Annotated in this window: 5 protein-coding genes and 1 pseudogene; 2 read left to right on the top strand and 4 right to left on the bottom strand. The window is 61.8% G+C overall.

Annotated elements, in window-relative coordinates; all coding sequences use genetic code 11:
* Nucleotides 1-53: 53 nt before the first annotated feature.
* Nucleotides 54-944: a hypothetical protein gene (locus tag ACVIGA_RS42080; protein ID WP_456670638.1), complete on the bottom strand. Its 891-nt coding sequence runs from the start codon at nt 942-944 to the stop codon at nt 54-56.
* Nucleotides 945-1,028: 84 nt separating this feature from the next.
* Nucleotides 1,029-1,217 carry a hypothetical protein gene (locus tag ACVIGA_RS42075; protein ID WP_223966502.1) on the bottom strand — a complete coding sequence of 63 codons (189 nt, stop codon included), beginning with the start codon at nt 1,215-1,217 and terminating at the stop codon, nt 1,029-1,031.
* A gap of 2,758 nt (nt 1,218-3,975) precedes the next feature.
* Here ACVIGA_RS42075 and ACVIGA_RS42070 point away from each other — a divergent pair.
* On the top strand, nt 3,976-5,304 hold the full coding sequence (locus ACVIGA_RS42070; RefSeq protein WP_456670637.1) for a hypothetical protein: 1,329 nt from the start codon (nt 3,976-3,978) through the stop codon (nt 5,302-5,304).
* A gap of 245 nt (nt 5,305-5,549) precedes the next feature.
* Here ACVIGA_RS42070 and ACVIGA_RS42065 read toward each other — a convergent pair.
* Nucleotides 5,550-5,993, bottom strand: a pseudogene (locus ACVIGA_RS42065) (DUF4347 domain-containing protein); the annotation flags it as partial.
* Between the two features lie 97 nt (nt 5,994-6,090).
* A complete protein-coding gene (locus tag ACVIGA_RS42060; protein WP_456670636.1) occupies nt 6,091-6,492 on the bottom strand; it encodes a hypothetical protein in 402 nt (133 codons plus the stop codon).
* 524 nt (nt 6,493-7,016) lie between these two features.
* Between ACVIGA_RS42060 and ACVIGA_RS42055 the strand changes: the two genes are divergently transcribed.
* Nucleotides 7,017-12,668 (top strand): glycosyltransferase, encoded by a 5,652-nt coding sequence (locus tag ACVIGA_RS42055; RefSeq protein WP_456671004.1) that lies wholly within the window; start codon nt 7,017-7,019, stop codon nt 12,666-12,668.
* Nucleotides 12,669-12,717 lie beyond the last annotated feature (49 nt).

The following is a 12,717-nucleotide window of genomic DNA, read 5'->3' as shown; positions in this document are numbered from 1 at the left end:
ACCGAAATCCCCGCTATTGGTTGATGCGCTTGGGACCCGTTTTCACCCACGTTTCACCCGATCGCGAACAATTGCCTTAGCCGGGACGGCAATTCGCCGGTGGAACCAATCGCAACACAGCTTTTTGTCCATAAGTCGAGATAGCGCTCGATCGGAACGGATGTCCGTTCCGGCCAGCGGTTCAAGGCTCCCAGATCATCGAGGCAGGCCGGTTTGCCCACCTTGACGTCCTCGTAGATATGAAGGACGCCGACCACGGCGGGGCCCCACGGAACTTCCTTTCCTGATCTGGCTTCCAGCTTCGTTCGATTTGTCCGGAACCACTCGGCCGGTGAAAGATCGTCAGCTTTGAACTTGTCCAGCAGCGCTGAGCCATATTGACGAATGGCGCGGGCAAATCCTGCGTCTCCCGCAAATGGCGGCGATCGCTCCCAACTGCCGGCTAGCAGCCGCAGACCGCGAACCGAAAATGTCTCCACCAGCACCTCCTCGAGCCATTGTGTCGGAGGCTGCGGTTTCGCGGAGAACTGCCAGCTGTTGCACAACACGTGCCCGAGCTCATGACCGAATTGATAGGCGAGCCTGCACCAATCCGCGTACCCGACGTTTACGACGATCGATGCCATGTCAGGTTGGTCGCTGTGCAACCAGATCGCCGGCGTGACTTCGTCGCGATTTTCGATACGGATCTTCTTGGGTTGCCGATCCGACAGCAATCGCAATCCTGATAGATCGACCTCCCGGATGCGGTTGAGCACGCGCATCACGGCGTCGGTCGGCGCCGCATGCCAATCGCCCGATAATTCGATCGGACCACTCAGCAGGCCTTCAGTCGGAGCGATCTCGCGTCCGAGAGCCCTCCTGCTGCCTTCCATGGCGACAACGGCCGCGCTGCTCGCGAGAACGAGGAAGCGTCGGCGGTCGATCAGGGCAGTGCCAGCCATCGGCTACTCTCGGCCTGGTCGAACAAGAAGCCAGGGATGCGCGATCCCTGGCTTCGTTGTCAGTCGTTGCTTTAGCCGCCGACCTTAATGGTCGTTCTTCGGCAAGTTGAGGTTTGGCCGATTTGATTGATCGAATTGACCAATCGTTCCGGCACCACCTGGACTGTTCTGATCGAAAGCTGAGCCGCCATCGGTGTTGCCCATGCGGGACAACAGCATCTGCGCCAAGCTCTTGATCGTCGTGAGATCGGCCTGCAACTGCTGGCCATTCATTGACCCTCCCGCCATTGCCAGCGCCAGGTCCGCGACTGCAGCCTCCAACTTTAGCAGCACCGGACTCAACGTTCCAACGGTCGTATCGGGATTGATCGTCGTGGTCAGCGACGTCTGATCGTCATGATGACCAGATGTTCCTGTTGGGCCCGCCGAGCCTGTCGAGCCCGTCGTTCCAGCTCCCGTCGCACCGGTAGCTCCGGTCGAACTGGTAGCGCCTCGTGCGCCAGTCGCACCGGTTGCACCCGTCGCTCCGGCAGTGCCCGTCGGACCCGTTGGGCCGGTATGACCCCTGTGGCCTCTCGGACCAGTCGGACCCTTCGGACCTCGTGGACCGGTCGAGCCGGTCGCCCCGGTCGAGCCTGCCGAGCCTGTCGCACCCGTGGCTCCGCCTGCACCCGTCGAGCCCGTAGCACCGGTGGCCCCAGTAGCGCCAGGATTGCCGGTTGCCCCACTCGCTCCCGTCGCGCCGGTTGCCCCAGTGGCTCCGGTCGAGCCTGTAGCGCCCGTGGCTCCGGTACGGCCTGTTGCGCCGGTTTTGCCTCGCGGGCCTGTTGGTCCGGTCGGCCCCCTCGGGCCAGTTGCGCCGGTGGCTCCCGTTCGTCCGGTTGCGCCGGTCGAGCCGGTGGCTCCAGTTGCACCCGTCGAGCCGGTTGCACCAGTTGCACCCGTCGAGCCGGTCGCACCAGTTGCACCCGTCGAGCCCGTGGCTCCCGTCGAGCCGGTGGCTCCCGTGGCGCCGGTCGAGCCCGTCGCACCAGTTGCACCCGTCGAGCCGGTGGCACCAGTTGCACCCGTCGAGCCGGTGGCTCCCGTCGCACCCGTCGAGCCGGTGGCTCCCGTCGCACCTGTCGAGCCGGTGGCTCCAGCTGCACCCGTCGAGCCGGTGGCACCAGTTGCACCCGTCGAGCCGGTGGCTCCCGTGGCGCCGGTCGAGCCCGTCGCACCAGTTGCACCCGTCGAGCCGGTGGCTCCCGTGGCGCCGGTCGAGCCGGTCGCACCAGTTGCACCCGTCGAGCCGGTGGCTCCCGTCGCACCTGTCGAGCCGGTCGCTCCAGTTGCACCCGTCGAGCCGGTGGCACCAGTTGCACCCGTCGAGCCGGTGGCACCAGTTGCACCCGTCGAGCCGGTGGCACCAGTTGCACCCGTCGAGCCGGTGGCTCCCGTCGCACCCGTCGAGCCGGTGGCTCCCGTCGCACCCGTCGAGCCGGTGGCTCCCGTCGCACCTGTCGAGCCGGTGGCACCAGTTGCACCCGTCGAGCCGGTGGCTCCCGTGGCGCCGGTCGAGCCCGTCGCACCAGTTGCACCCGTCGAGCCGGTGGCTCCCGTCGCACCTGTCGAGCCGGTCGCTCCAGTCGCACCCGTCGAGCCGGTGGCTCCCGTCGCACCTGTCGAGCCGGTCGCACCAGTCGAGCCGGTCGCACCCGTCGACCCGGTGGCACCGGTCGAGCCGGTGGCACCCGTGGCTCCGGTCGCTCCTGTCGAACCAGTGGCCCCAGTCGAGCCGGTAGCACCAGTTGCACCCGTCGATCCGGTTCGGCCAGTCGCCCCTGTCGAGCCGGTGGCGCCTGTAGAACCCGTGGCCCCTGTTGCGCCGGTCGCACCGGTGCGCCCGGTTGCACCAGTGTTGCCTCGCGGGCCCGTCGGGCCCGTAGGCCCTGTTGGTCCGGTCGCACCCGTCGCTCCGGTTCGGCCAGTGGCACCCGTCGATCCGGTTGCACCCGTCGAGCCCGTGGCTCCGGTCGCACCTGTGGCTCCGGTTGCTCCAGTGCCACCCGTTGCTCCCGTCGCGCCTGTCGAACCAGTAGCCCCAGTCGCGCCGGTTGCGCCGGTTGCGCCGGTAGCACCTGTGGCTCCGGTTGCACCTGTCGAGCCCGTGGCTCCGGTCGCACCTGTGGCTCCCGTTACCCCGGTCGATCCGGTTGCGCCGGTCGAACCCGTCGCGCCAGTCGCACCAGGATCGCCGGTCGCGCCGGTGGCACCCGTAGCTCCGGTGTCACCTGTTGCTCCCGTTGCGCCGGTCGAACCAGTGGCCCCAGTCGAGCCGGTAGCACCGGTCGATCCGGTTGCGCCTGTCGAGCCCGTGGCTCCGGTTGCACCTGTGGCTCCGGTTGCTCCAGTGTTACCTGTTGCTCCCGTCGCGCCTGTCGAACCAGTAGCCCCAGTCGCGCCGGTTGCACCGGTCGATCCGGTCGCACCAGTCGAGCCGGTCGCACCCGTCGAGCCCGTAGCTCCGGTCGCACCTGTGGCTCCGGTTGCTCCAGTGTTACCTGTTGCTCCCGTCGCGCCTGTCGAACCAGTGGCCCCAGTCGCGCCGGTTGCACCGGTCGATCCGGTCGCACCAGTCGAGCCGGTAGCTCCCGTCGAGCCGGTGGCGCCCGTCGAACCAGTGGCCCCCGTCGAGCCGGTGGCGCCTGTACGCCCGGTCGCACCCGTTGCCCCAGTGGCGCCGGTCGAACCGGTTGCACCGGTGCGACCAGTCGCACCAGTGTTGCCGCGCGGACCCGTCGGTCCCGTAGGCCCTGTCGGTCCGGTCGCACCCGTCGCACCGGTCCGGCCGGTCGCACCCGTCGAGCCCGTGGCACCGGTTGAACCTGTAGCTCCAGATGCGCCCGTCGCACCTGTGGCTCCAGTTGATCCTGTCGAACCCGTCGAGCCGGTTGCTCCCGTATTACCAGTTGCTCCTGTCGAGCCCGTTGCTCCCGTCGAACCCGTCGCGCCAGGATCACCGGTCGCTCCAGTTGCGCCAGTCGAGCCGGTGGCTCCCGTCGCACCCGTGGCGCCGGTCGATCCTGTGGCACCGGTTGCGCCGGTGTCGCCCGTCGCGCCTGTTGCTCCGGTCGATCCTGTGGCACCGGTTGCGCCGGTGTCACCCGTCGCGCCTGTTGCTCCGGTCGATCCTGTGGCGCCGGTCGCGCCGGTATCACCCGTCGCGCCCGTCGCACCGGTCGATCCTGTGGCACCGGTTGCGCCGGTGTCGCCCGTCGCGCCTGTTGCTCCGGTCGATCCTGTGGCGCCGGTCGCGCCGGTGTCACCCGTCGCACCCGTGGCGCCGGTCGATCCTGTGGCGCCGGTTGCGCCGGTGTCACCCGTCGCGCCGGTCGATCCTGTGGCTCCGGTTGCGCCGGTGTCACCCGTCGCACCCGTGGCGCCGGTCGCACCTGTGGCGCCGGTTGCGCCGGTGTCGCCCGTCGCGCCGGTCAATCCTGTGGCGCCGGTTGCGCCGGTGTCACCCGTCGCACCCGTGGCGCCGGTCGATCCTGTGGCGCCGGTTGCGCCGGTGTCGCCCGTCGCACCCGTGGAGCCTGTCGATCCTGTGGCTCCGGTTGCACCGGTGTCGCCCGTCGCACCCGTGGCGCCGGTCGAACCCGTGGCTCCGGTTGCGCCGGTGTCGCCCGTCGCACCCGTGGCGCCGGTCGAACCTGTGGCTCCGGTTGCGCCGGTGTCGCCCGTCGCACCCGTGGCGCCGGTCGATCCTGTGGCGCCGGTTGCGCCGGTGTCGCCCGTCGTACCCGTGGCGCCGGTCGCACCTGTGGCGCCGGTGTCGCCCGTCGCACCCGTGGAGCCTGTCGATCCTGTGGCACCGGTTGCGCCGGTGTCGCCCGTCGCGCCTGTTGCTCCAGTCGCGCCGGTATCGCCCGTTGCACCGGTCGATCCTGTGGCGCCGGTTGCGCCGGTCACACCCGTAGCGCCGGTTGCTCCTGTCGAACCCGTACCGCCAGTCGCACCTGTGGCGCCGGTTGCTCCCGTGGCACCCGTCGAGCCGGTGCCACCCGTCGCACCTGTGGCGCCGGTTGCCCCCGTCGAACCCGTGCCGCCGGTCGCTCCCGTGGCACCCGTCGAGCCGGTGCCACCCGTCGCTCCCGTAGCGCCGGTTGCTCCTGTTGAACCCGTGCCGCCAGTTGCTCCCGTGGCACCCGTCGAGCCGGTCGCTCCCGTCCTGCCCGTGGCACCGGTCGCACCGGTTGAGCCTGTCGCACCCGTAGCGCCGGTGGGGCCCGCATTGCTGCTGGGACCAGTCAGAGTGAAGGTCTCACCATTGCTCGTACCATCAATCGTCGAACCAAACGTATTGACAATGGTGTAAGTGCCTGTGGAGCTAACGAGTACGTTTAGCTGGAACGCGACGTTGTTGATATTCGGGATTGAAAACGAACCAACAACGGTGATCACTCCACCGATTGTGGTTTCGATGTAGTAGGTGCCGCTCGACAGGCGACCACTGCCATTGCCTACGGCGCCGGTGATCGTAACGTAATCATCGACCACGGCCAGGAGACCCGCATAGGTCGACTGCACGTCTGGCGCAAACGGCAAGTGCTGCCCGTCGTCCCTTGAGCTAACCAGACTCCACGTCCCTCCGCGGCGCACGTCGCCGATTGGCCCACATGCTGCCGCAACGCCCGTGCCAAACTCATGCTTAAGCGCTGCAACGAATGTCGTGCCGAGAGATCCTTGAGCGACATTGCAACTCCAGAGCCGTACATCTCCTTCTTCGGCAAGAGCGCTGCCAATGCGGGCCAAGTCTTCAGAGTGATCTGGCAGGGTATCAACCGACCACTCGTCAGATGTGAAGCAAACGCGCCCGGGCGCGCCATGTGCGACGATGTGAATCGCATCGAGACCTTCAATCCCCTCGAGCGCTTCGGCCATCTGCCGCGCTGCGGACCTGCCAGGATCAAGTACCAGCGCCTGAACTTCGGGACGCAGATTTTCCAGCAGTGTATTTAGATCGGGAACGAATGGATCGACGAACAGAAGCTCTGAGTGGGCCATGAAATTGGTCCTGTTTTAGCTTGCAACAATTCGCGCCGAGCGCGGAGTGCCGCCTCGACCAAAATCAAACTGCAGACGCTGCCGTAGCGCGGTTAGATCATCCGCTGCTCGGTCCGCCAGGTGGTGATAGATTCAGAGAACTGCGCACGGACAGGAACGGACAGACCGTAAACTCCCCGTTCGCATCAAAAGTGCCGACGTCGTAGGCGCTCGCATAGCGCCCGACCTTCATCCGCATCTCGACCGCGTCGAAGCGATTGGACGCATCTGGTAAAATGACTTGGGAAACGATCGTCTTCGTAGCTCGATCGACGACGAAGTAGGTTACGTTTTGCGTGGTCGCGCCTCGCGGCAGCGATCCGGTCACCGTGATCTCGTTCGAGATGCCCGCAGAGAGAAGCCCAGTATATTGAGCAACGCCTGCCGCAGTTATCGGAGGTGCGATGGACGGGAAGTTGTGGGAAATCGACGACTTGCCGGCTCGACCTGACTTGACCATGCGACGCCACCCAATGCACGGACCAGGTCGACGCCCGGAGCCCCTTCGCCCGGAAACCGACGCTCGATCCAACTAGAAATAGTGGTTCAACCTTGGGTGGTTAGCCGCTACGCATACCTAAGCCATCAGCAAACAGCCAACGAACACATTCCAAGATTGAACGTCATTCCAAATACCCCCGCCTGAAGCGCAGACGGACCGCAGAAATTAATAATCCCTTAAGCATAAGCAGATCGAGAAAAATAGCGCAAGAAGATTCAAAATCGAGCGCGAGTTATGTCAAATTATTTCGGTTAACGGGTTCCATTAACAACGATTGACTGCGCATCAGGCGGCGCAACTTGCTGAATTTGCTGCCCGAACATTTTCAGCTACGTTGTTTGCTGTTTCCGTTGATGGAACCAAAGCGCCGGCGCATGCCGTGTCGAACCGATCAACTCTTCTTCTAGTTTGAGCTTTTTGTAATAGCTTGCATCAACCTAAAAAGTTTGGCGGTGACAGAAAATAAGCGCCTTTGCTTGAACATGATCGTCAAGAACGAGATGGCAAATCTCGAGCGCTGCCTGTCGGCGGTTGCTGATCACATCTCTTGCTGGGTCATATGCGATACTGGCTCGTCCGACGGCACGCAGGACTTCATCAGAACATTCTTTGCCCGGCGCAATCTTCCGGGTGAACTCCATACGATTCCCTTCCACGATTTCGGCCAGGCCCGGAACGAAGCGCTTGATCGCACCTGCGCTTCAAAGCTCGATTTCGACTATGTCCTGTTCAACGACGCCGATATGGAGTTCATTGTCGACGACGCCAAATTCCGCCAATCCCTTGCCGGTCCCGGCTATCGCCTCCTCCAACGCGCGTCGGGCGGATTGAGCTATTGGAACACGCGATTGGTGCGGCGTGACACCGGCTCAAGGTATATTGGAGTCACGCACGAATATATCGACGTCCCCGGAGATGTCGTTGAATTGCAAGGCGCCTGGTACATCGATCACGCCAGCGGGGCGAACCGCGGAGATAAATCGGAGCGGGATATACGACTGCTGGAAGCTGCGCTCGAGCGGGAGCCGGACAACGCCCGATACTGGTTTTATCTCGCGTGGTCGTATCGAGATGCCGGCCAGTATGCCAAATCCGCGGCAACTTTTGCCAAGCGCGCAGAGATGGAAGGCTGGGACGAAGAGGCGTGGATGGCACAGCTGCAGCACGCGCGTTGCCTGCGAGATATGGGCGATGAAGACGCGTTCGTCAGCAAGGCGCTTGAGGCTTTCAAGCAGCGGCCGACACGCGCCGAACCCCTCTACGATTTAGCACGATACTATCGGGAGTGCGGTAGACATGAGACGAGCCTCCACTTTTCCGAGCTCGGACTTTCCATACCAGCTCCCGAGAGCGACATCCTTTTCATCGAAACCGACGTCTATCAGACCGGCCTGCATGAGGAATTCTCGATCGCTGCGAATTACAGTCAGGACGCTGCCCGCTGGGACCGTGGGTACTCAATCTGCAACGGATTAGCGCTCAACCGAGCAATTCCAGACGACCCACGCGAGCTCGCGCGGGCAAATCTATTCTTTTACCTACAGTCAGCGCAGCAGCTATTTGAATCGTTTTCGGCACAACCGGTGCAATACGATGTGCCTACAGGCTATCGGCCAACCAACCCATCCGTCTCGCGTCATGGAGATGACCTCTACCTCGTGCAGCGCGCAGTGAATTTTCGTCTGCTCGAAGATGGCACCTATGAGACCGACAGCGGCGATCCCATTCGGACCCGCAACTTTCTGCTACGGCTGGACACGAATCTCGGCGTGCAAACGTCGGCCGAAATCTTGCCGCCCGCCGACTTTCCAATAGCCCAGTTCGAGGAAGTGCAAGGACTCGAGGATATCCGTTTGTTCAGTTGGAATGGCTCGCTGTGGGGCAGTTCATGCGTCCGCGAGTTGAATGCCGAAGGCTGGTGCGAACAGTTGATCGCCCGGATTGAACAGCGAAGCAGTTCGGAAACCCGGCTCGCCGATTGGCGCGTGCTTCGTCCTGAGGGTCCTCGACTCCACGAAAAGAACTGGATGCCACAAGCCAATGGCACAAGTCTGCGTTTCGTCTACTCGTGCGGCCCGACCAAGATCGTAAACGACAGGGGTGAACTTGTCTCAGAGAGTGATGCTGCCTTTGCCGTCGAGCAGTTTCGAGGCGGAACGCCACTCATCGAATTCGACCAAGGATGGCTCGCGCTCGTCCACGAAGTTCAGTGGCAGAACGATCGAAGGTTCTATCAGCATCGCTTTGTCTGGTTTGATCGCGACAATCGCCTGCGCCGGCTTAGCCGACCGTTCTTTTTCAAGGACAAAGGCGTAGAATTTGCAGCTGGCCTGGCGTGGCATCCAGACGGCCGTCGGCTACTCGTGTCCTATGGGGTCGCCGACAGCGAGTCTTGGATCGCCTCGATCGATGCGACCGAGGTCCGCTCGACACTTGAGAGCGATCCGGTGTCCCGGCCTAAGGCTTCGGCTGTGTCGCCTCCTCTGCCGTCAGAGAACACGCCCAGAAGCGAACAGCACGTGGCGAAGGAGCTTGGATTGCCGCAACGAGTCGGAAAGTCGATCGGCTTATGCATGATCGTCAAGAACGAGGCCGCGGTCATCGACCGCTGTCTCGACAGCGTTCGGCAATTGATCGACTATGTGCTGATCGAAGACACAGGATCAACCGACGGCACGCAAGAGGTCATAAGGCAGTGGCTCGACAGAAATGGGCTGGCGGGCGAAGTCGTCGACGAACCGTGGCGGGATTTCGCATACAACCGATCGCACGCGTTAGCTTGCCTTCGCCGCAGACCGGACGTCGACTACGCCTTCATCATCGACGCCGACGACGCACTCACCATCGAGCCGGGATTCGACGTTGCCGGCTTCAAGTCTGGCATGTCCGCAGACCTCTATGACGTGGCGATCAACCACAACGGCATCCGTCATTATCGACCACACATTTGCAGCAACAAAAAGGAGTTCTATTTTCGAGGCGTACTCCACGAATTCGTCGAGGCGCCGGCCGACGCTCATGGTCGAGAGACAGCTCCCGGCTTTGCGATCCAGATAGGCGGCGGGGGCGCGCGCAGCCAAGATCCTCTGAAGTACCGTAAGGATGCTGCGCTGTTGGAACGCGCCCTTCAGAGCGAGACGGATGCGTTTCTTCGCTCTCGTTATACGTTCTATCTTGCCCAAAGCTATCGAGACTGCAATGAACCCGAGAAAGCACTCCCCCACTACCTGGCTCGTGCCGAAATGGGCTTCTGGCAGGAAGAGGTATTCATTTCCCTCTACAGCGCGGCACGGCTCAAGGAGGCTCTTGCCTACCCAGAAGACGACGTCATTGCGGCTTACCAGCGGGCCACCGACGCTCAACCCCAGAGGGCCGAAGCGTTACACGGTGCCAGCCGATACTGCCGTTCAAAGAGCCGCAACAAGCAGGGGGCCGATATCGCTCGCGGTGGCATCGATTTGCCGATCCCTATTGGAGCGCTATTCGTCGAAGAGTGGATTTATGAATTCGGGCTCCTCGACGAATTCGCGGTCAATGCCTATTGGTCCGCCGACTATGAAGGCTGTATCGACGCCTGCCTTCGCATCCTTCAAATTCCATCGATCGATGAGGGTGTGAAGAGACGCGTAGAGGACAATCTGCGCTTTGCAAAGGACCGGATTTCCGAAAGGGTCAGGCTTGCGGATGCGCACCGGCAGCCCGGCGCAGCGGATCCCCTTCCCAAAGTGCTGATAGCAATACTCGCCAAGAGCAAAGCTGGCCATCTGCCGCTGTACCTGGAATGCATCGAGGCGCTCGACTATCCGCCGGATCGCATTGCGGTTCACGTCCGAACCAACAACAATCAAGATGACACCGCCAACATTCTCCGGGACTGGCTCAAACGGGTTGGACGGCGATACTCGCACGTAGAACTCGACGACAGCGACGCAGCCGAACGGGTCGAGGAGTTTGCCGACCACGAGTGGAATGCTACTCGTTTTTCTGTGCTAGGGCGGATCCGTCAGCACAGCATGAACCGGACCCTGGTCCTGGGATGCGACTACTATCTCGTGGTCGACGTCGACAACTATCTGCGCCCCTCCACCCTACGAAGCCTCGTAGATTTGAATCGTCCGATCGTAGCGCCGCTGCTCAAATGCGTGGACGAAGACAGGCCGCTGTACTCAAACTATCACCAGAAGATCGACGCGAACGGATATTTTCTACCCAGCGACGAATACAACAATATCCTGGGCCGCTCCTCGCCAGGGCTCTACGAGGTACCTGTCGTCCATTGCACATATCTGGTTCGCGCAGACGCGATACCGCATTTGACCTACGATGATGGTTCGGGTCGGTATGAATACGTGATATTTTCCCATAGCGCGCGTCGCGCGGGCATTTCGCAAACGTTGGACACTCGCGAGATTTACGGATGGTTGACGTTTGCGTCCGATGGGGAGGCAATTCGGCCGCTGGTTGCTGGAGAATTTGCGGCAAAACTATCACAGGAGACACAGAGCAAGGAGACTGTTCCGGCTAGCAATGGAAAACGGACGATACGATTGAAGGAATATCCTGCGAACGTATCCTTGTCGCACACGCCTTCAGATGAGTACGTCGAAAGTCGAAAGCACACCCTCGTCCGGAAGCCATATCTCATGGAGACTGACGCGCTCGGCTTCATTCGCGGGTCACAGTCTCCGGCTACGGCGGCTCGAACTGTGATCGTTCTCGGCGACAGTGTGGTCGAGGGCATGTATCTCGACCCCGATGACCGGTTTTGCGCCAAGCTCGAGACAATTCTGCGTAGCGAGAGTGCTCTGGACGTCATCGTTAGAAACGGAGGCTACAGCGGAGCAACCACTCTCCATATGTTGAATCTGTTCCTCAACAAGATCATACCGCTCAAGCCGGACGTCGTCATTCTGATGACGGGAATTGTGGATGTGGATGTCGCGGGTCTTGAGGCCAGTTTCTGGAGCCGCGATTGTTGGCTCGAGCCGATCGTCGACCTCAACACGAACAACTCGTGGCGCGACCAAAACTTGCTTTCCGTACCGAGCGTCGCGGATCGTCGTCGGCTACTCGATCTCTTTTCCCTCGCGGCGCGATCGTTTGGCATCGAGCTTTGGTTTGCGACTATTCCCCATCTGCGGGGCGAACGTATCGATCCAGCCGTGGCCCGAACCCGTGCGTTGGTCAACGAAACCACTCGCGCGGCCGCTCGTGCTGGAAAACATATCCTGTGCGATTTGGAAGCGCGATTAGCCGGCCGCACTGACATTTTTCAAGACGCTTTTCACCTAAATCCAGTCGGCGCCGAGGCTGCGGCTCGCTCGATCGTATCAGATGGTTTGGGTACATTCCTGCTGGCGAAGGGGGCAAACACGCAACCTCGAGCAGCGCAAGGAAACAGGCAATCAACGAATGACATCCATGTCATCAATTTGGACCGAAGCGCGGCCCGCTGGGATAAGTTCAAATCTCGCAACGCCAAACTCAGCAACGTTGAGCGAGTTTCAGCGATCGATGGCAGCAAGCTGGATCGCTCACGGCTCGAACGGGAGGGGCTCATTGCCCCCGGACTTGACTACAGCGCGGGAGCCTTGGGTTGCGCGCTCTCTCACATAAACCTTTGGCAAAAGGCGGCGTCTCAAGACCAGCCTTTGACGATTTTCGAGGACGACGCGCTTAGTCATCCTGCATTCGATGAGCACCGATTGTCGGTGCTGGCACAGATGCCCAGCGATTGGGATATAATCTTGTGGGGTTTCATTTACGATCCACTGTATCTCTGGATCGATCTTGGATTTTCCGCTTCGGAGCTTCGGTTCTACGACCGAAGCGAACCGTTTTCCTGGAGTGATACTCCGGACGGCCCACCAACTTATCGCCCCTACCGGCTCAGGCACGCCTACGGAATACAGGCATACTCGATTAGTCCACGCGGAGCGCGGCGCTTCCTGGGAAGCGTGCTGCCGCTCAAGAAGCAGCTCGTACCGTTTCCTGGAACACCGATCGTCGATGAGGACCAAGGGATCGATGGGGCTATGAACCTGGCGTATCCCACAATGCAAAGCTACGTCTGCATCCCTCCCCTGGTGGTTCAGCGTGACGATGGTGTCAGCGACCGGCTGAGCACCAAATAGTCGCGAGTACCATCAACTTGACGCAATTCCGGAATGGCCTGGACAAAGC

The organism is Bradyrhizobium sp. USDA 3240, assembly GCF_054063295.1.
The sequence above is the reverse complement of the archived record's forward strand: the minus strand, read 5'-3'. Positions and strand labels throughout refer to the sequence as shown.

Excerpts from the sequence above, each read along its gene's own strand:
- ACVIGA_RS42080 (WP_456670638.1), bottom strand. The coding sequence starts at position 944 with ATGGCTGGCACTGCCCTGATCGACCGCCGACGCTTCCTCGTTCTCGCG.
- ACVIGA_RS42075 (WP_223966502.1), bottom strand. The coding sequence starts at position 1,217 with ATGAATGGCCAGCAGTTGCAGGCCGATCTCACGACGATCAAGAGCTTG.
- ACVIGA_RS42060 (WP_456670636.1), bottom strand. The coding sequence starts at position 6,492 with ATGGTCAAGTCAGGTCGAGCCGGCAAGTCGTCGATTTCCCACAACTTC.
- ACVIGA_RS42055 (WP_456671004.1), top strand. The coding sequence starts at position 7,017 with ATGATCGTCAAGAACGAGATGGCAAATCTCGAGCGCTGCCTGTCGGCG.